The organism is Paenibacillus sp. GL_099_B (assembly GCF_057835695.1).
In genome coordinates, this window is the sequence record NZ_CM174430.1 from 6592969 (window position 1) to 6612518 (window position 19550).

Genomic DNA, 19550 nt, shown 5'->3' on the forward strand with positions numbered 1-19550 from the left:
CTTTAAGCAAAATACACACAAATCTTACGCCCATCAATCCATTGAACAGGGATGTGCATGTCATATACTTTCTGTAATACATCCGTATTAATGATGTCCTCTGTTTTACCTTCCTGCACGACACGCCCATCTTTGAGTGCAACGATATAGTCTGAGTAACAGGAGGCAAAATTGATGTCATGAATGACAATAACAATTGTCTTCCCCAGTTCATCCACCATTTTGCGAAGCACCTTCATAATCTGCACGGAATGTTTCATGTCCAAATTATTCAATGGTTCATCTAGGAGAATATACTCGGTGTTCTGCGCGATAACCATGGCAATGTAAGCCCGCTGCCGCTGTCCACCGCTTAGCTCATCCAAATACTTTTTGCGGAATGGAGCCAGCTCCATATAATCGATGGCTTCCTGAATCCACTGCCGATCCTCTGCCGTGAGTCTTCCTTGCGAATAAGGAAAACGGCCAAAAGCCACAAGATCCTCCACAGTCAACCTGATATTTATGTGATTAGATTGTTTGAGTACTGATATTTTTTTCGACAGATCCTTGTTCTTCCAGCCTTCAATCTCTTGCCCTTCGATCAGGACTTGTCCGGTATCCTTGCTGATTAGTCTGGTGATCATGGATAACAATGTGCTTTTGCCTGCACCATTGGGACCGATAAATGAAGTAATTTTCCCTTTGGCAATATTCAGTGATACGTCATCCACTACCCGGACGCCGCCGTATTGTTTGGTTACATTTCTGACTTCTACCACGACTTATTCTCCTTTAGCAGTAAATAGATGAAGTACACACCGCCTACAAAATTGATAATGACACTTACTGTAGTAGCAAAAGTAAATACCCGCTCCACAATGAGCTGTCCACCGACCAATGAAACCACGGCTATAATGACTGAACCCCAGATCAGCACTTTATGACGGTGTGTCCGGAATATCTGATGCGCCAGATTCACGACCAGAAGTCCCAGGAACATAATTGGGCCGACCAGCGCTGTGGAGATCGACACCAGAACCATCACAACCAGCAGCAACCTTTTCACGATGTATTGGTAGTCCACGCCAAGATTAACCGCGTGATCTTTACCGAGGGACAATACATCAAGATATTTGGTAAACCTCTGTGCATATAGCAGGATCAAAATAATGGCCACCATTGAGATGATCAGCAGATCGGTATTCACATTGTTAAAACTCGCAAACATTTTGCCTTGTAGCACAAGGAACTCATTGGGATCAATCAGCACCTCCATGAAGGAAGACATGCTCTGAAACAGCGTACCCAAAATAAGGCCAACGAGCAGCAGCAAATAGATATTGCGTCCCCGTTCTCTACGGAACATGAACTGATGCAGGAGTAGAGCAAACAGACTCATTAACAGGACAGATACGGCAAAGTTAAGATTTTTGTTCACAAAGCTGATATGCGTGCTCCCAAACACAAACACGGCAAAGGTCTGAAACAACATATACAGGGAGTCGAGCCCCATAATGCCAGGTGTAAGAATTCGGTTGTTGGTTATCGTTTGGAAAATGGCAGTGGAGTACGCGATGCAGGCACCTGTGAGCACAATGGCAAGAATCTTTTTCCCTCTGCGAGGCAGAATATAATCCCAGTTGCCCCCGGATTGAATGACCAGAAATACACCAATCAACAACACTGCCGCTGCAATCAAAATGCCAAACTTCCAGGTATTCGCCGTATACTTCATTCTCATGATTCATAAGCCTTTCTTCGAAGCAATAAATACAGAAACAGCACGCTACCTACAACTCCCACAGTCAAACTGATGGAGAGCTGATAAGGATAAATAATCAATTGACCCAAAATATCGCAGACCAGAACAAAAATCGCACCGAGTACTGCCGTATGAGGCAATGTATCCCGCAAGTTGTCACCCTTATACAATGTCACAATATTCGGTACTACAAGACCCAGAAAAGGAATTGTACCTACGGTAATAATAACGACGGCTGAAACCATGGCAACCAGAATCAGTCCGAGATTAACCACCTTTCGATAAGCCAGTCCAAGGTTAGTTGAGAAATCTTCCCCCATACCCGCAAGTGTAAAGCGATTAGCGAACAGATATACGATAATGAGCAACGGAATACTAATATAGATCAGTTCATAGCGTCCCTTCATAATCGTGGAGAAGTCACCTTGCAACCAGGACGACATGTTCTGGATTAAATCGTTCTTGTAAGCAAAAAAAGTCGTGATTGAGCTTACAATATTGCCAAACATCAAACCAAGGAGAGCGATGTATATCGTATCCTTGAATTTGACTTTCTCCAGTATCCGCATAAAGATTAGCGTTCCAGCCAGTGCGAAGGCAAAAGCGACTAGCATTTTTTGCAGTGAAGAAGCACCAGGGAACCACATCAAAGTAACAAGGATACCCAATCGGGCTGAGTCCATTGTTCCGGCCGTTGTCGGAGAAACAAAACGGTTGCGTGTCAGCTGCTGCATGATCAGTCCAATGACACTCATACTGATACCTGCGACAAGGATGCTGATTAGACGGGGAAAACGACTGACTTGTAACACCTGAAGCTGGACTGGGGTCAAATGAAATATATCCATGGGTGAAATGTCTGAATTTCCAATAAACAGGTATACGATAGACAAAAAAGCCAGTACGATCAACATATAGCCTAACTTCATCTCTCTACTAATCCCCTCACCAATAGCCGTAAAACACTTGTAGCTGCTCTACTCAGTACGATTTGATATTGATACTCATTATCAATTATAGTAATTATATCGATATTAATTTCGTCATGTCAACCTTCCTCTGCTTCTCTTTTCCTAAATTTCATAAAACAACCTGAAACACATATAATTCATTTTTAATTGTATATAAGGAAAAAGACCCTCCAATTGGAAGGCCTTATTACTGATTCGGTTAGTCGGCAAAATAATCCTCAGGAACATAGCGGATCTCAGATTCCGCATATATGGTCAACGTATGGCGTTCTTCATCATACTGCACCCGATCTCCCTGAACGTAATACCAGTGCTTCACAAGGGGCTGATCCTTACGCTGTACAAAGCGGAACACATTGAGCTCCTGTCTACGCTCCATAATGCTGTCCACCACCTGTTGTTCCAGACCCGTAACGGTAAAAACAAATCCAGTGCCCTCTCTTTGATAGCGATAGGACATCGAATCGGTTTTGCTGTTCACCAGCCCTTGCCCAGTCACTGCATGCTTAACCATGAACCATTCCTGCTGCGTCATAAAAGTACTTCCTCCTTTGATCTTGGAGTTTCATTCCATTTCGGTAACCTAGGGCAGATCGATCAACATATAGAAAGCGTCCTCGCTTGCATCCAGATTCATGGATGTCGTCTGTTCCACACGAGCCGTGTCCCCTTCATTTAACTGATGCTCTCCGTTCAAGCCAAGCTTGCCTTCAATGGCAAAAATGTACATGCGGCGATCTTCTGCCTGTTCATATGATAATGTCTGGCCTGCAGCCAGTCGGCCAAGATAGATGGTCATATCCTGATGAATGGATGCGATACGTGCCCCACCTTCAGGGGATACCACGGGTACAAGTGCTCCCGCGAGTGCGTCTGGATCAAAAGAAGTCGTCTCATAAGACGGCTCAAGCCCTTTCGTATGTGGCATGAACCAGAGCTGTAATATACGCACTTCTTCAGAATCGGAGGCATTGTGTTCGGTATGGATCATGCCACTGCCTGCTGACATGCGCTGAATTCCACCAAATGATGTAACAGCCACATTGCCCAGGTTATCTTCATGACGCAACTTGCCGTTCAGCACGATGGACACAATCTCCATATCACTATGCGGGTGTGCCCCAAAACCACGACCAGGGGCAATCACATCGTCGTTGGCAACTCGCATGGGTCCAAACGCAGTATTCTCCGGGTCCTGGTATTCACCAAAGGAAAAGCTGTGATTGCCGCGCAGCCAGCCCCGGTCGAAGCTGGAGCGGGAATCGGATGGAATGACGTTAATCATAAAGCGCACCCTCCTACATTTTCTCTTATTTTTTCTTAGTAGCATACTTATTCTCATTGTACCAAATCGATGGGCTTGTCGTCCAAAACAAAAAGCCTTCTCCCGGTTCGAACGGTTCACACGTATAATCACGTGTAATCCGGACTAGCGAGAAAGGGCCTCTATGCAGGATATACCTGCTTGAATGAAATTATTATCCATCCCTATTGGATGGTGATAAACCCGTTATGCTCTCACATTCTGACGAGCGTTCCCTTGTCTGGAGAAGAAATGATCCACCGCCAGGAAACGGCTGCCTGTGAAGAGTAGTGTCAACGAACCCGCCAGCAACAGGTAATCAAACTCGGTACCACTCATGAACGGCTGTCCCACTTTGGCAGTAAGCAGAACCCCACCCATCACTACGATGAACAATGCAGCAAATACACGTGTTCCCAAGCCCAGAATCATGGCTGCACCACCCACCAGCTCAATGATTGCTACAACCGATGCCAGAAAACCAGGAATGCCGATACTTTCAAAGAAACCGACTGTACCGCTAATTCCACCTTCGAATTTGCTCCAACCATGTAATACAAAGATGAGACCAATCATGATCCTTGAAAAAAACAAACCAATCTCCACACTTCTATTCATATTCATCTTCCTCCTTGGAGTTTAAGTTCAACGTTACATTTCACCCAATTGACCAAACAAACAAGACAGACAACAGCAGGATCACTGTGGCAGAAATGAATACCGCATAGCGGGGAAGCGTCAGTGAAACATCCTGTTCCGGGTCTAATAGACGGGAAATACGTACATTCACCGAAGTATCGGCAAAAGACGATTGAATAGCTGTCTCTCTAATTCTCCAAGGTTCAGGGCAAGCCCGGATCAGTTTGAGCAGTGCACTACCAATGCCCGCAGCGTTCCCTGTACGTTCAATTGCTTCATTGTCAGCCAGTATTTCTCTAATGATATTGTAATGTTTTGAAGTATGCTTCAACACCGGAATATAAGGCATCATCACGGCAAATACCGACAATAATGTCGTCTTGAGTGGATCACGATGCCACAGATGGTGCACTTCATGATACACAACCGCTCTTTCTTCTTCAGCATCCAGCATCGTGAGCAGCCCTGTGGAAAGCACAATACAAGGTTTCAAGAGACCAATCGTAAATGCCACCGGTGACGGTTTGTCCACCACAATGAATCCAGGTTGTTTCAGATGACGGTACCGCGCCTGAAGGTCCTGAGACATGGCTCTATCTTCCATTGACCGAAGCTTCCGTACCGCTGCATGTGTCTTAATCATCCGATCGAACAGCAACCAGCCTGTACCTGCAAAAGTCAGGAGAACCAGTGCCATAAGAACATGCCCCATGGATAACCAGCCCAGCCTGCTCATCCAGTGATTACATAGCCAGAGCAGATTAAACGGAATGTCCCAACCGAATATTTTGTACATCGCGTACATGAACATCTGCATGAACACGAATAACGGAATGCCAAACCCGACGGTAAACAACAGCTTCGAGCGGGCCTTCCACATGTCAATCGCTATCCTTTTTCCATTGCTTAATCTTCTGCTCCAGCCGCTCAATCAGCCCTGCATCTGCTTCATCCAGCGCATCCAGCATGTGATTCACAGCAAGTGCCCCGAATTCATCCACCAACTCATGTGACAATTCCTTGGATTGGTCGTTCATAAACTCCTCCCTGCTCTGTACCGGATGGTACAGTGACGTTCGGCCCTTCTGCGACTTGTGGAGCAGCTCCTTGTCCACGAGGCGATTCATCACCGTCATGACTGTATTGAAATTAACGTCTTTATCTTTTTCTAGTGCGGTTTGTACTTCGCGAATGCTGCTACCTGGACGCGCCCATAAAATGTCCATAATCTTCGCCTCCAGCGGACCGAAAAACCGGTTCAGCCCACGCTCACCCACTTTAAAATTGTGTATTCTCATGTTCAGACACCCCTCACACTACCCATTGTAGTGCCAACAAACGAGAAGTCAACCTCTATGTCAGCTATTTATTGTAAATGATTTGTAAATATGTTTTCCATTTCAGAACATTATTTTGCACAATATCTGCTTATCGTTAAAAAAAGCCTAAAGACCGGGCAAGTCTGCTATTCTGCAGTCCTACCCGGTCTAATTCATAAATCGATTATTCATTTCTTGAAATAATGATGAAATCCGTGTTTTATTTGCGATCCTGTGAGGGCATAAATGCGGAAATATCCACACCAAGTCCATGAGCCAAACGACCACCGAGCTGTCCATCTGCCTGGAAGAAATGGCATAAAGCACGAAGCTGGGTCTGTTCTGGTACTGCCTTCAAGTCATTGATCAGGTTATCGAGCAAATGTTGCTGCTCTACCGCCGTGAATGAACGGAACAATTCCCCTGACTGCGTATAGTTATCGGTCTTCTCAATTTTCTCACGCGTAACATGACCCTGTAACGGAGCTTGACTGTCACGATATTCAGGTACTTCCTCCGGGCTGTTGCCCGAGCTGTTCGGTTCATAGTTTACCGGAGACGGGTCCTGATTCACATTCATCAATCCATCACGCTGATGATTGCGAACCGGAGCATAAGGGCAGTTCACCGGAATCTGCAAATAGTTCGGTCCGAGCCGGTGGCGCTGTGTATCCGGATAGGAGAACAAACGGCCTTGCAGCAATTTATCTTCGGAAGGCTCGATTCCAGGCACCAAAGCGCTTGGTGAAAAGGCTGCTTGCTCTACTTCTGCGAAGAAGTTTTGTGGATTCCGGTTCAATGTCATGGTTCCGATCGTCTGGAACGGCAGTACATCTTCCGGCCAAGTCTTGGTTGGGTCGAGCGGATCGAAGGCGAAATCATCCATCTGCTCCGGTTTCAGCAATTGTACCTGCAGCTTCCACTGCGGGTATTGCCCGTTTTTGATATGCTCGTGTAAATCCCGGGTGGCATGGTTGAAATCCTGCCCTTGTACCTCAGCTGCCTCTTGACGTGAGAAGCCTCGTACTCCTTGAGCCGATTCCCACTTGTACTTCACATAATGGACTTGCCCTTGAGCATTAATCCATTTGAAGGCGTGTACGCCGAATCCATCCATTTCACGGTAACTTGCTGGCGTACCCAGATCGGAGAACAACCAGGTCATCATATGAGTTGACTCGGGTGATAGTGTCATGAAGTCCCAGTAACGCGCAGGGTCCTGTATATTCGTGTCCGGCGCAGGCTTCAGGGAATGAACCATATCCGGGAACTTCATCGCATCACGAATGAAAAAGACGGGCAAATGGTTACCCACAATATCATAGTTCCCTTCACGGGTGTAGAACTTCACGGCAAATCCACGTGGATCACGCGCTGTCTCCGGTGAACCCGTACCGTGAATTACCGTGGAGAACCGCACCAGTACATCCGTCTCTGTGCCCGGGTCTTGTAAGAAATCGGCTGTCGTATAAGCCTTCATGCTCTTCTCCAGCGTAAATACGCCATGTGCACCGGCACCTCTTGCATGAACGACCCTTTCCGGAATACGCTCACGGTCAAAGTGTGCGATCTTCTCAAGCAGATGATAATCCTCAAGTAATGTGGGGCCTCTTCTTCCTGCGGTACGGGAGTTTTGGTTGTCACCTACGGGTGCGCCCTGATTGGTTGTCATGCGTTCTGTCATATCGTTATCCTCCTCATGTTGGTCTCATGCCTGCTGTATATACTCTATTAAAATCATATTCGCCATCGGTTTAAATATACATTTAGACTTGATCTAACTGTTAAATTGATTCTAACATGTCCCACTCGCCCCTTGCATGAGGTTCGTATGAGATTAAGATGAGTTTCTTGTTCGTTTCATGAATGAAATATGAACATCAACTTGGAGTAAGATGATCATTGATCCATTTCGCTTGGCTTGATCTACTCTATCTAGTGGATATACCCGCATACGAGTGACATGAAGAGCATAATGTGTCCACAAAAAAAAGCGGACTAATCCGCCAGGCGGTAGCCCACTCCTCTTACCGTTACTATATATTGAGGCGACGCTGCGTTATCGCCAAGTTTTTTCCGCAAGCTTTTGATATGAACATCCACCACATTGCTTCCACCCGTAAAATCAGTCTCCCAGATATCGCTGAGCATCTCCTCACGGGAAATCACTGCACCTTTGGCATCAATCAGCTTCAGCAGCAGATCATACTCTGTCTTGGTCAAATGAATGCGATCATTATTGCGATGCACGCTCATCCGCTCTCGGTCCAGCCATAAATCCTTGAAACCGATGCGTTGGCCTTCCTGAGGTAGAAATCCACGTTTCGGTGCTGCAGGACTATTGCCGATCATGCGTTGCACACGATACAACGCTTCCTGTGGGCGGGCCGGCCAGACCAGTAATTCCTCCTGAAGCATCGGGCCACTGGCACTGCCAATCATCTTCTCCCCCACCAGATACAGACATGGTGTTGCATGTTCCGCTTCACGATTCAATCGGCTGCTGATGCCGGCAAAAGCATCAATGGTTCCAGCAACAGACAGGTCATAGATCAACAGATCAAATACAAGCCGTTCATGCAAATCAGGCTCCCAGCGGTGGAACACCAGCACATCGAAGCAGCTATCCGTAAGTGCCTTGACCAGTTCATGTACTTGCCCGGGCATCGGACTGATCAGAATGACCCTTCTCGTGACCGGGCAATTATCCACAAGGGGAGTTGAATCCACAAGGGCAGGCTTGACCCGGAGCGGTAAACGACGACCGGACAGGTTGATTTTTACTTGACCCGTTTGTTTCTGCATTCCGCGCAGACACCTCCAAAGACCACATGAGCGTGATCAATCGCATACCCGGTTTCCTCCGCGACTTGCTTCATCCATTGCGGAGGAACTTCCGTCATGACTTCATCCACCTTGCCGCATACTTCACACATGATATGTTGATGATCGTCCATACGGGCATCATAACGACTGGCTGTCTCGCCCAACTTGAGCTCTCGAATCAATTCTTTATCCGTTAAATATCGGAGCGAATTATATACCGTACCATAAGCCAAATTATAACCCTGCTCCACCAGACGGTTCATCACTTCTGCTGCTGTTGGATGGTCTTCGGAATGACGGACTACATCGTAAACGGCTTGACGCTGTATCGTCAGATTTAGAGTTCTCACCAGCAATTCTCCTTTATTTACCCATTCAATAGTATATAAGATGACACAGCAATCTACTGATTGCTATGATTCCCTGAAACATCAAAATGAATTTTGATTTAGATTAAGTATAAATCTCATTGTATAATGAAGTCAATATCCGACTATTTTATTCATGAATAGTGATAGCCAAACCTTCTTCTACGGATCCGTTGCCCCCACTTGGGATAATATGGTTCGCTACTATACTGCTTTTCAGCTAAAATATAGTAATGTGCGCTAAAGGAGGGATGCTGGTTGCTAAGCACGTTTTTCGTCAATCTCTGTGTCATGATCACGTTCATGTATGTGTCCGGAATCATAGCCAAATTCTATCGTATCCGCGTACCCTTTCCCTCGATGCGTGTTCAGATGATCAGTGGTCTGCTGTTCGGGATCTATGGAACGGTACTGATGAACTATTCCTTTCCTTTAAATGAAACTACCATTGTGGATTTGCGTCATTTGGCTATCGTCACAGCAGCCGTATATTTAGGAGGACTCGCTTCAGTCATCTCGGGACTCGTCATTTCCATCCTGCGTATTGTCATGTTTGGAATGTCATCAGCTGCCATCGATGCAGCATTCGTCATGACGATCATTGGACTGTCCGGTGTATATTTTGCCTATGCTCCATGGTCGAGATTAACCAAGATTATAACCATGAATCTGCTGGGTATGACGCTGATCTTTGTGATCCTGATGCTGAATACAACCAGCATGAACTCATTAATGAAAGTATATCCTTTACAGATGACCATTTCTTTTGTCGGTGGAATCTTTATTTATTTCATCGCAGAATTCATTAATAAATCGAATGAGATGTTGTTCCTGCTCGAACGAAAAGCAACCACCGACCATCTTACCAATCTCAGTAATCGCAGACAATTTGAGAAATCACTTGAGTTGGAACTGGAACGGGCTCGTGAGTACAAGCAAAAACTATCCCTTTTGGTCATCGACATCGACCGGTTCAAAAAAGTAAATGATACCTTCGGTCATACTTCAGGTGATGCGGTCCTGAAACAGCTCGGACAATTGCTCATTGAGCATGCCCGCTCTGCGGATATCGTCTCTCGAAACGGAGGCGAGGAATTCGCTATACTGCTGCTCGATTGTGGTCATCACCAAGCCATGGCCATTGCCGAGTCAATCAGACAATCGGTCGAGAAGTACCATTTCGCCCTGCCTGATGGCAATACGATCCGGCTGACCATCTCAATCGGAGTCGCTGTTTTTCCAGATCACTGCGACGACCGGGATGATAACGATTTCTTTGAACAGGCAGACCGTGCGTTATATGAAGCCAAGAATACGGGCCGGAACCGAGTCTGTGCAATCCCGCTGCGTTCCAGGTCGCTCTCCAGCGGCCAAAGCCCATTCTAATCTCAAACCAAAAAAGGGATGTCCTCATAGCCTATCAGGCTAGCCAGGACATCCCTTTCTTATCTCACCATTTTGCATCATCAAACCAACTCGCTTACAAGTACAAAAGCAACCTGTGGGGTTGAGTTTGCCTCAAGCTAATATTTGTTCGATTTCTTCAACGATGGCAGCGTCCAGCTTCACACCGGAGGCAGCTGCGTTCTCTTTCACCTGCTCAGGGCGGCTTGCTCCTACGAGCGCACTGGACACGTTATTTTGACGCAGAATCCACGCCAGAGCCAATTGGCCGACCTTCAGGTCCAGCTTGTCCGCCACTTCAATCAACTGGCGAACCTTGCCGATCCGGTCAGCGTTAATTTTCCCTTCATCCCAGCCCAGCTTCGCTGCCCGGCTGTTCTCAGGAATATCGGACACCGAAGTGTATTTTCCGGTCAACAACCCTTGTGCCAGCGGAGAGTAGACGACTTGTCCAATACCTTTGCGCTCACCCAGTGGGATGATTTCATTTTCAATATAACGGTCAAACATATTGTATACCGGCTGGTTCACCACAATATGGTCCAGCAACAGGCGGTCAGCGGTACCCAGCGCAGCTTCCATCTGTGCTGCGGTCCATTGACTAACACCTACGTAGAGCACCTTGCCTTGACGCACCAGATCGTCCAGTGCTCGCAGTGTCTCTTCAATCGGTGTTTCGGTATGATAGCGATGGCAATAATATATGTCTACATAATCAACACCCAGCCGTTGCAAGCTGGCTTCGCATTGTTCCTTAATATGTTTACGTGATAACCCTTGGTCATTTGGACCGTCACCCATTTTGCCAAAAACCTTGGTTGCAAGAACATAGGAATCACGGGAATACGCTTTCAACGTCTGCCCCAGCAGTTCTTCTGCTGCACCCCGCTCGTACACATTGGCTGTATCAAAAAAGTTGATGCCTTCATCGAATGCGGCTTCAATTGATTTCACCGCGTTTTCACGTTCCACATATCCTCCGTATGTCAGCCAGCTACCCAGGCTGATCTCGCTTACTTTCAGTCCGCTTCCACCCAATCTACGGTATTCCATTGAATGCACATCCTCCTCTAAACTGATTAATGATGAAGTTCCCTTTCTATTGTATCGTATTCGGCTCGGATTAAAAGGGCTTTGGAGAAGAATTTGGGAAATAGATAGGGATGCATATGAAAAGCTCCGCTAAATGAGCGGAGCCACGATACGCGTCAAATATTACCTAGTCACCACATTTTTATGAATGGACGCCAGTTCTTTTAATTAGCTGTTACGATAAATTGTTCCCATGCTCCGCCCACAGCGTTACGATTGGCGTACAGCACGCCTCCGTTATTCAGATCCGCACTGACATATTTACCATTCGCCACGGATTTAAAGGCAACCAGTCCCCCACCCAGATCTTCACGGGTAAACTTCTCCCATGTGGATGGATACGTGGCCGAGGCGATCAAACGCCCTTCATTATTCAGATCGGCTTGCACATATTTAATATTGCTCATCGACAGGAAGGATACTGTTCCATCTGAATTCTGGATGATTTTGAACCGCTCCCAATGTCCGGCAGTATCCCGATTGGCTACCAGTGCATCTGCACCGCCATTCTCTGCGCTGACAAATGTGCCGTTGGCGTTGGCTTTGAGACTGGACCATGTCTCTGTAAACGGAGCCGTTCCCGTATGTTTCTTGACCACATTCTGGAACGAGGTATTAGAGGCAAAATTCGCCGTTGTGAATTTGCTCCATTTTGAAGCAATCGTTGCCGCGCTGTCCGTATTCAGGTTAGGTGCCGGGTTGTTATTATTATTGTAATAGCCCCAAGTTCCGCCCCCTTTGACCTTATAACTCCAGTTCGTCCAAGAAGCATTCAGTGCATTCAGACCAGATAACCACTTCTCGGTCAGATCATCCTGACCAAACGAGAACTCGCCCGCTAACACCGGAACGTTCCAATTCTTCTGATAGGACGCCATATCCTTCAGCCAGCGATCCATCTCCGAATTGGTCAAATCCCAGTTGTTATAATCCGTGAATTGATAATGGTGTGTCTGATACATCACATTCGTCCAGCCATAAGTCGTTGGTGGTGAAGCTGCCCACCAGTCGAAGAATGCCGCGATGATGATCATGTGATCGGCATCCTTGGCACGGACGGCTTTGTACATCCGGTCATAGAAATCCATCTTTTGTTTGATTTGAGCTGCATTTTCACCCGTTCCCATGGTTACGAGAGGTTCATTGAGCAGGTCGTACGCGGCAACGGTTGGATTGCCTTTGTAACGTGTTGCCATCCGTTCCCAGATCTGAATAGTCCAGTTCTGGTATGTAGAGTTGGTCCACAGTTGGTTGGAATTCTCCTGACCGCAAGAGTGCCATGGGCAGGCTGCTCCCGGTGCACCGTGCAGATCGAGAATTACATACAGGTTCCGTTTGCCCGCTTCATCAATCAGCCAATCCAGTTTGCGGAACGTAACCGAATCAGGCTTCATGACACCACTGGTGTTCATAAAATCCTCCCAATAGATCGGCACACGCACAACGTTCATGCCCCAGTTCTTGATGTTATCCAGATCACCAGCCTGAATCCAGTTGTCCTGATATCCATTGATCAGGCTCTGTGCACCCGATTCTCCAAAACGATTCGTCAACGTGCGACGCAGTGTGTATTCATCTACCGCCCCGGAGGGCGTCATCCATTCTTCCTGCAGCAGCCAGCCACCCAAATTTGTTCCACGCAGGTTTACCACGTTGCCTGTACCCGAATTATTGCGGACAACCGTCCCGTTAGCCTTCAGGAAATCCCCTGATCCAAAAGCCGCACTTGCCTTCGGTGAACCTACGGCCGAAGCCAGCAGTCCGAGCAGCAGACAGCTGCACAATAGCATGATGGTGCTCTTCTTCAACATGTTGACGCCTCCCTTAAATGGTCATATCTTGAGGTATGACTGAACCAGGATGCAGCACTCACGACGGGTAACGGTAATGCTATAGAAACAGCGGGTATACGAGTGGTACGATCCATAGATGGCCCCGCTATTTATCACAACCAGAGGAATGAAATCGATATTACGTATAGGTGGAATTTATTAATCATTCTGATTCCAAATTGGTGAAATCGATTACATTATATTGATTATGAATACCTTTATTCCTCCACTATCCCCAATTATTGTTTCAATCGGTTATAACTTGTAATCGTTTTCAATTGGAATTATAATGAATTTGAATTAATTGTCAATCACTTATTTGGAGTTGTGAAGAATATGGATGTCAAAATCATTGATGTAGCTGCCATTGCAGGTGTGTCCCCGGCAACCGTATCGCGGGTCATTAATCAACACAGTAAAGTAAGCACCAAGACCAAAGATAAGGTGATGCGCGCCATCGAGCAATTGGGATATCACCCCAACGCAGCAGCCAAGAACCTTCGTTCACAGAGAACCATGACGATTGGCGTCATCGTTCCGGATATCAACAACTCCTATTATGCTGAAATTATCAAAGGCATTGAGAACATCGCCTACGCCCGTCATTACAAGGTCATTATATGTGATGCCCATAACCTGAAAGAGCGAGAAGTCGATTATCTCAATTTGCTGCTGGATCGGACTATTGACGGTGTCATCATCATCACTCCCATGCTGGCGGATGAGGAATTATTCCAGCTTGCGGATAAAGGATATCGCATTGGCATCGTTGGCAAATATATCGAACATGATCAGATCCCGTGTATATACACGGACAACGTAAAATTCTCTCAGGAAGTTGTTCAGCATCTCGTTGAGGCCGGACATCGAAATATCGTTTTCTTAAACGGTTATCCTGAAGCGATCGACAGCTATGAGCGGCTTGAGGGATATTTGAAGGCCTTGCGCAATCATCAGATTCCATTCCGTCCCGAACTCATCGAGAATGGGAACTTCAACGAGGAAGGCGGGTACGAGGCCATCAAAAGATTGTTTAACAAAGGCCTGTCCTTCTCCGCTGTATATGCGGCTAATGATGAAATGGCTCTAGGCGTATACAAGGCATGTACGGAATACGGAATACGCATTCCCGAACAATTGGCTATCGTAGGTGTGGACAACAATCGAATCAGCAAATACATTCATCCTACGCTAAGTTCGGTGAACCAGCCCAAGTATACAATGGGGGCCATTCTTATGGAGAAGATGATTGACACGATGAATACGAATGATTTTCAGGACAAACGTGTATTTAAAGTCGACTCGGAGCTGCTTGTTCGAGCTTCCTCTTCCTTCAAAATAACAAAATAAAGCGCACCCATAACAGGTGCGCTTAGTTTAATATATTTTCTCATGTTCTTAATGCACAATGATGCTTAACGCATTCAACAAATCAGCCTGCTTCACCGGCTTGGTCAGGACCGCATCGAAGACTTCCGCTTCATGTGGATCGATATGCATGCCATACGGAATCAGCACTATGACCGGTGAATCTGTAACCAGGCGCTTCAGCTTGTGTACAAAATCCACAGCACCGCCCTCCAGCAGTCCCATATCCACAACGACCACATCAGGCTTAAAGCCCTTCTGAATCCAGTCGTACGCTTCGGTCGTAACCGGGGTCATATGCACATCCATCTCCCATCTGCGCATCAGGGAAGAGGCCCCTTGCAGAATGTCAGGGTCCTTTGCAAGCAGCACCTTTTTGCCCTTCAGTCGATGCTGAATATTGGCAAGCTGAGGCAGTTCCCAATGTCTGCGGAGCGGCAGGCAGATCTCGAATTCTGTCTCCTTCTCCCCCATGCCATACACCTGAATACGGCCGTTCATAAGGATAGCAAGGTTTTGGCTGACCGCCAAACCGAGATTGGTTCCAACCAGCTTCTGTGTACTTATATTTCCGTCCAAATTGTTAATTGATCTAAGCTTATTATCCGAAGACAACATGCGTCCGGTGTATTTCACTTGGAGTTGAAGGATACCCGCATCCTCTGCATCTCCACCATCTACTACGGTTGCCGTAACCAATACCGAACCTGTCCGTGTTGAATCTAGGGCATACTGAATGACATGGGCCAATAGTTGCCCGATCTTGATTTCATCCCCGACGAAAACCTGGGACACATTCAGATCAAGGTTCAATCCCAGCTCAATGTTCTTGCTCAGCGCCAGTCCCGCATAGAGATAAACGGTATTCTCAATCGTGGCTACCAGATCAAATGGATCATCGTGTACGACCGTTTTGCCTGCGTCATTGACGTTAAAACTCATCATATTATTCAACAGGGAGAGCAGTATGTTACCGCTGGTTTCAATCATATTCACATACTCTGTCTGCTCGTCCGACATATCTGGTGTACGCATCAGGTCGGTTAATCCCAGAATGCCGTTCAGGGGATTACGAATCTCGTGGCTCATCAGCGACAGCATCTGCGTCTTGGTCATTGCCTCAGACTCCGCACGTTCCTTCTCTGCCTGCAATTGCTCTTGTAATTGCTCCGAATCACTCAGCTTCTGTTCTTGAACTTGAAGCGTATCTTCCAGATCCACGACATACCCGAGAAAAACGGCCATCGCTTGCAGTGTTTTCATATCCGTTTCACTGATCACATAATCAGGGTCATCCATCAGACAGATCGTGCCGAACGTTTCCCCGGACCTCCGCATAATGGGAATCCCCACAAAGAAACGATTGCCCAGTCCGCTTGTAACGTCCATTGATTTCGTAAGGGGATGTTCACATGTATCCGTGATGATCAGACCGCTGCCCTTATCTCTTAATACCAAGCTGCAATATGACGCTTCAAATGGAAGTTCACTACCTTTGGCAATCAACTCTTCCTCGCGGTTAAAAGCCTCCATAATAACATTGGTCACGCCATCATTCGTAGCAACGAAGATGGTGTTCACCTTTAATATACCGCTTAATACATCTACAATGTGGGATGCGGCTTCCTGTATATTTTCATAGAAGCCCCTTGTAATGCCTACCGTTCCCATGATTCACCCCTCTTGTTTTAGCTGCACTTTAAACCCGTATTCCACAGTATGATTCAATCGATTAACAGGGTTCAAATGTTCCGAAACAGCTGTCACAAACTATTCATATATGAAGTTTTCTATCCTTTTTTCAAGCATCGTCAACTGAACTTGCACGGTAAATAGAAATTATACGCTTACCCTCCAGCTTTGAAAACCTCTATCATTCAGGGCCATGAATCATGACAGTCGATCAGCCTCTCACATGTGATCATTATCACACCTAAATAACAATATATAGTTTATAAATGGATAAAGAAACTCTACATGTAGTGTTCAATGAATGGGCATTATCCCTATACAATTTCAATTTCATTATTTAGGAGGAACTGATATGAACATGCTTGAGTATGCCTCTCCACCGGCATCCGATCTGCTATCTGACCTGGGAAGACGAATTATTGGTGCTGAAGACGCCGATACGCTGAGGGAGAATGCCAATCTGAACGGAGACTCATTCAGCGGCAAGATGAGCAGGCTCGGTTCGGAGACCGCCAAGTGGCATGCTCTGCGTCATGTGCTGCCTAAGGAGCTCGCTCTAGCTGTGGAGAACGGCGATCTGTATGTACACGATCTGGATCAGTATGCCCTTGGAACGACCAACTGTATCTTTATTCCGTTTGACCGACTGCTGGCCTCCGGATTCAATACCGGCAACGGTTCGGTTCGTACACCACAGACGATTATGTCTGCCATGGCACTGGTGGCCATTATTTTTCAATCCCAGCAAAACAGCCAGTACGGCGGGGTATCCGCCAATAAAATCGACTGGGATCTCGCACCTTATGTGAAGCGTTCGTTCCGTAAGCATTACCGGAAGGGACAACGACTGTTTGGGGAGATTGCCTCAATTGAGGATGAGCAACTGCATCTGGATAGCGATGAAGCAAAGGAGAAGTGTCCTCGAGCCTTTTCCTTTGCCTATGAAGAAACAGGAATGGAGACCGAACAGGCTGCGGAGTCCCTGATCCATAACCTGAACACCATGAGCAGTCGTGCTGGCGGACAGATTCCGTTCACTTCGCTGAACTACGGACTGTGTACTTCAGCCGAAGGTCGGCTCGTATCCCGGTCGTTGCTGGAAGCGACCATTCGTGGACTCGGTAACGGGGAAACTCCCGTGTTCCCACAGCATATTTTCCAGTGCAAGCAAGGAATTAACCAATCTGAGGGAGATCCGAATTACGATTTATTCCGGCTTGCTGTGACCTGCTCCTCACGGCGTATGTATCCGAATTTTGTCAATGTGGATGCTTCCTTCAACCTGCCCTATTATCAACCGGAAGATCCCGATACGATCATTGCGACGATGGGATGCCGGACACGTACACTGGCTGATCGCTTCGGACGCAATCGTCAGAGCGGCAAAGGGAATCTGTCCTTTAACACCATCAATCTGGTCAAGCTCGGCATTCGATACGGGATCTGCCAAGGAGCAAGAGCCATCGCTGACCGGGCGGGCTTCTATACGGCGCTGGAATCGGTCATGCACAATGCTACGGATGGACTGCTGCACCGGTATCGAATTCAAACGAACCAGCCTGCCAAAGCATCGGACTTCATGATGCGGGAAGGGGTATGGGAAGGCGGTGAACAATTGGCTCCGAATGAACCGGTGGCCGACCTGTTAAAACATGGTACGTTATCCCTTGGTTTTATCGGACTTGCTGAATGTATGACCGCTCTATATGGCCGTCACCATGGACAAGACCTCCATGTACATCGAGAAGCCTTGAATATCATTCGTACGATGAGAGAGTTCTGCGACCGGATGAGTGAGCAGCATAACCTGAATATCACCTTGTTCGCTACACCCGCCGAAGGCCTGTCCGGCAAATTCACCAAGATTGACCGTGAGCGATACGGCAGCATCGTAGGGGTTAATGACCGGGAATACTACACCAATTCATTTCACATTCCGGTCTATCACACCCTTCCTGCCTATCGCAAGATTGAATTGGAAGCTCCCTTCCACTCATTATGTAATGCCGGAGCGATCTCTTATGTCGAACTCGACGGGAATGTAAGGGCCAATACCGCGGCTTTCCAACGAATCGTGCAATACGCGCTGGCCCAGGACATCGGGTATTTCTCCATTAATCATCCGATTGACCGCTGTCCGTCCTGTGGCTATGAGGGCGTTATTGGAGATGTATGTCCCAGATGTGATGCTCATGAAAACCACGTGCATTTCCAGCGGCTACGCCGGGTGACGGGATATCTGACCGGTGACTATAAAGTGCGCTTCAATGGGGCGAAGCAGGCCGAAGTGAGAGACCGGGTGAAACACCGGTGAATCTGTATGGTTACATCCCGGAATCGGTGAATGAGGGGCCTGGCCTGCGTGCCGTGTTGTTCATCAGCGGATGCCGCCACGCCTGTCCGGGCTGCTTCAGCCCCGGCTCATGGAGCTTCCGTGCAGGCGAACCATTTACGGAGAAGCGGCAGCAACAGATTTTGCATGAAGTGACCTCGCATCCCTTGCTGGAAGGGGTTACGTTATGCGGAGGTGATCCTTTTTTCTCTGCCGCAGAATGTGCCTCCTGGGTTCGGCAGCTTCGGGCTGCTCGGCCTGATCTGACCGTATGGGCCTACACGGGGTTTGTATATGAGGAACTGATTACAGACCCGTCGCGGGCGGAGTTATCCCGGCTATGCGACGTCATTATCGATGGACCTTATATCGCAGCTGAGCGTGATGTGTCTCTTCCTTTTCGTGGCAGTCGTAATCAGCGCATCGTTAATGTGGGTGCAACAATGGCTGGCCAGACAATCGTTACCATGCAGTTAGATGCATGGTAACGATTTTTTTATTTGAGGGGAATTAGCACAGCGTGGGCGATGATTGGGTTCATTTTAAGGAGCCAAATCTGCCAATATATCTAGGATTCATAGAGCACTATTTTATTTCCGATCGGATTAATAATATATATTGCAAGCCCGTAGGTTATCGTCTATGATTGGTAGCATAAGA

The 19550-nt window shown here is 47.1% G+C and carries 18 protein-coding genes; 4 read left to right on the plus strand and 14 right to left on the minus strand.

Translation table 11 applies throughout. The features are described from left to right. Positions 1–2 precede the first annotated feature (2 nt). From AC3ITG_RS29990 to AC3ITG_RS30040, 11 genes are all read right to left on the minus strand, one after another. The gene (locus AC3ITG_RS29990; protein WP_063567230.1) at positions 3–761 is read right to left on the minus strand and encodes an iron ABC transporter ATP-binding protein; all 759 of its coding nucleotides are present in this window, start codon (positions 759–761) and stop codon (positions 3–5) included. After that, on the minus strand, positions 755–1723 hold the full coding sequence (locus AC3ITG_RS29995; RefSeq protein ID WP_413374233.1) for an iron chelate uptake ABC transporter family permease subunit: 969 nt from the start codon (positions 1721–1723) through the stop codon (positions 755–757). Before AC3ITG_RS29995 ends, AC3ITG_RS29990 begins: the two co-directional genes overlap by 7 nt. Next, positions 1720–2673, minus strand: coding sequence for an ABC transporter permease (locus AC3ITG_RS30000; protein ID WP_413374232.1), 954 nt, complete (start codon positions 2671–2673; stop codon positions 1720–1722). The genes AC3ITG_RS29995 and AC3ITG_RS30000 overlap by 4 nt, the downstream gene beginning before the upstream one ends. A gap of 241 nt (positions 2674–2914) precedes the next feature. Further along, the gene (locus AC3ITG_RS30005; protein ID WP_489252198.1) at positions 2915–3250 is read right to left on the minus strand and encodes a hypothetical protein; all 336 of its coding nucleotides are present in this window, start codon (positions 3248–3250) and stop codon (positions 2915–2917) included. Between the two features lie 48 nt (positions 3251–3298). Then, a complete protein-coding gene (locus tag AC3ITG_RS30010) occupies positions 3299–4000 on the minus strand; it encodes a pirin family protein (RefSeq protein ID WP_489252199.1) in 702 nt (233 codons plus the stop codon). A 225-nt stretch (positions 4001–4225) separates the two neighbouring features. Further along, on the minus strand, positions 4226–4636 hold the full coding sequence (locus tag AC3ITG_RS30015) for a DoxX family protein (protein WP_099857390.1): 411 nt from the start codon (positions 4634–4636) through the stop codon (positions 4226–4228). Positions 4637–4676: 40 nt separating this feature from the next. Next, positions 4677–5537 (minus strand): M56 family metallopeptidase, encoded by an 861-nt coding sequence (locus AC3ITG_RS30020; protein ID WP_489252200.1) that lies wholly within the window; start codon positions 5535–5537, stop codon positions 4677–4679. Between the two features lies 1 nt (position 5538). Continuing rightward, positions 5539–5955: a BlaI/MecI/CopY family transcriptional regulator gene (locus AC3ITG_RS30025; protein ID WP_063567224.1), complete on the minus strand. Its 417-nt coding sequence runs from the start codon at positions 5953–5955 to the stop codon at positions 5539–5541. A 241-nt stretch (positions 5956–6196) separates the two neighbouring features. Next, the gene (locus AC3ITG_RS30030) at positions 6197–7660 is read right to left on the minus strand and encodes a catalase (RefSeq protein WP_489252201.1); all 1464 of its coding nucleotides are present in this window, start codon (positions 7658–7660) and stop codon (positions 6197–6199) included. Between the two features lie 314 nt (positions 7661–7974). Next, positions 7975–8781 carry a winged helix-turn-helix domain-containing protein gene (locus AC3ITG_RS30035; protein ID WP_489252202.1) on the minus strand — a complete coding sequence of 269 codons (807 nt, stop codon included), beginning with the start codon at positions 8779–8781 and terminating at the stop codon, positions 7975–7977. Beyond that, on the minus strand, positions 8757–9152 hold the full coding sequence (locus AC3ITG_RS30040; RefSeq protein ID WP_063567221.1) for a Fur family transcriptional regulator: 396 nt from the start codon (positions 9150–9152) through the stop codon (positions 8757–8759). Before AC3ITG_RS30040 ends, AC3ITG_RS30035 begins: the two co-directional genes overlap by 25 nt. 276 nt (positions 9153–9428) lie before the next feature. On the opposite strand from AC3ITG_RS30040, the gene AC3ITG_RS30045 reads away from it, so the two are divergent. After that, on the plus strand, positions 9429–10556 hold the full coding sequence (locus AC3ITG_RS30045; protein WP_489252203.1) for a GGDEF domain-containing protein: 1128 nt from the start codon (positions 9429–9431) through the stop codon (positions 10554–10556). 132 nt (positions 10557–10688) lie between these two features. On the opposite strand, the gene AC3ITG_RS30050 is transcribed toward AC3ITG_RS30045, so the two are convergent. Both AC3ITG_RS30050 and AC3ITG_RS30055 read right to left on the minus strand, forming a co-directional pair. After that, positions 10689–11627 (minus strand): aldo/keto reductase family protein, encoded by a 939-nt coding sequence (locus tag AC3ITG_RS30050; RefSeq protein WP_413374224.1) that lies wholly within the window; start codon positions 11625–11627, stop codon positions 10689–10691. 203 nt (positions 11628–11830) lie between these two features. Further along, positions 11831–13477, minus strand: a complete 1647-nt coding sequence (locus tag AC3ITG_RS30055; RefSeq protein ID WP_489252204.1) for a cellulase family glycosylhydrolase — start codon at positions 13475–13477, stop codon at positions 11831–11833. 357 nt (positions 13478–13834) lie between these two features. Between AC3ITG_RS30055 and AC3ITG_RS30060 the strand changes: the two genes are divergently transcribed. Further along, positions 13835–14848 (plus strand): LacI family DNA-binding transcriptional regulator, encoded by a 1014-nt coding sequence (locus tag AC3ITG_RS30060; RefSeq protein ID WP_489252205.1) that lies wholly within the window; start codon positions 13835–13837, stop codon positions 14846–14848. 48 nt (positions 14849–14896) lie between these two features. Here AC3ITG_RS30060 and AC3ITG_RS30065 read toward each other — a convergent pair whose 3' ends face one another. Then, positions 14897–16537 carry a hybrid sensor histidine kinase/response regulator gene (locus AC3ITG_RS30065; RefSeq protein ID WP_489252206.1) on the minus strand — a complete coding sequence of 547 codons (1641 nt, stop codon included), beginning with the start codon at positions 16535–16537 and terminating at the stop codon, positions 14897–14899. Between the two features lie 373 nt (positions 16538–16910). Here AC3ITG_RS30065 and AC3ITG_RS30070 point away from each other — a divergent pair, with 373 nt between their 5' ends. Continuing rightward, the gene (locus AC3ITG_RS30070; RefSeq protein WP_489252207.1) at positions 16911–18872 is read left to right on the plus strand and encodes an anaerobic ribonucleoside triphosphate reductase; all 1962 of its coding nucleotides are present in this window, start codon (positions 16911–16913) and stop codon (positions 18870–18872) included. Then, a complete protein-coding gene (nrdG, locus tag AC3ITG_RS30075; protein ID WP_413374219.1) occupies positions 18869–19378 on the plus strand; it encodes an anaerobic ribonucleoside-triphosphate reductase activating protein in 510 nt (169 codons plus the stop codon). The genes AC3ITG_RS30070 and nrdG overlap by 4 nt, the downstream gene beginning before the upstream one ends. Positions 19379–19550 lie beyond the last annotated feature (172 nt).

What these genes read in the sequence shown, in the direction of transcription:
- AC3ITG_RS29995 (WP_413374233.1), bottom strand. Translation starts at nt 1,723, where the DNA reads ATGAGAATGAAGTATACGGCGAATACCTGGAAGTTTGGCATTTTGATT.
- AC3ITG_RS30000 (WP_413374232.1), bottom strand. Translation starts at nt 2,673, where the DNA reads ATGAAGTTAGGCTATATGTTGATCGTACTGGCTTTTTTGTCTATCGTA.
- AC3ITG_RS30005 (WP_489252198.1), bottom strand. Translation starts at nt 3,250, where the DNA reads ATGACGCAGCAGGAATGGTTCATGGTTAAGCATGCAGTGACTGGGCAA.
- AC3ITG_RS30010 (WP_489252199.1), bottom strand. Translation starts at nt 4,000, where the DNA reads ATGATTAACGTCATTCCATCCGATTCCCGCTCCAGCTTCGACCGGGGC.
- AC3ITG_RS30015 (WP_099857390.1), bottom strand. Translation starts at nt 4,636, where the DNA reads ATGAATAGAAGTGTGGAGATTGGTTTGTTTTTTTCAAGGATCATGATT.
- AC3ITG_RS30020 (WP_489252200.1), bottom strand. Translation starts at nt 5,537, where the DNA reads ATGTGGAAGGCCCGCTCGAAGCTGTTGTTTACCGTCGGGTTTGGCATT.
- AC3ITG_RS30025 (WP_063567224.1), bottom strand. Translation starts at nt 5,955, where the DNA reads ATGAGAATACACAATTTTAAAGTGGGTGAGCGTGGGCTGAACCGGTTT.
- AC3ITG_RS30030 (WP_489252201.1), bottom strand. Translation starts at nt 7,660, where the DNA reads ATGACAGAACGCATGACAACCAATCAGGGCGCACCCGTAGGTGACAAC.
- AC3ITG_RS30035 (WP_489252202.1), bottom strand. Translation starts at nt 8,781, where the DNA reads ATGCAGAAACAAACGGGTCAAGTAAAAATCAACCTGTCCGGTCGTCGT.
- AC3ITG_RS30050 (WP_413374224.1), bottom strand. Translation starts at nt 11,627, where the DNA reads ATGGAATACCGTAGATTGGGTGGAAGCGGACTGAAAGTAAGCGAGATC.
- AC3ITG_RS30055 (WP_489252204.1), bottom strand. Translation starts at nt 13,477, where the DNA reads ATGTTGAAGAAGAGCACCATCATGCTATTGTGCAGCTGTCTGCTGCTC.
- AC3ITG_RS30060 (WP_489252205.1), top strand. Translation starts at nt 13,835, where the DNA reads ATGGATGTCAAAATCATTGATGTAGCTGCCATTGCAGGTGTGTCCCCG.
- AC3ITG_RS30065 (WP_489252206.1), bottom strand. Translation starts at nt 16,537, where the DNA reads ATGGGAACGGTAGGCATTACAAGGGGCTTCTATGAAAATATACAGGAA.
- AC3ITG_RS30070 (WP_489252207.1), top strand. Translation starts at nt 16,911, where the DNA reads ATGAACATGCTTGAGTATGCCTCTCCACCGGCATCCGATCTGCTATCT.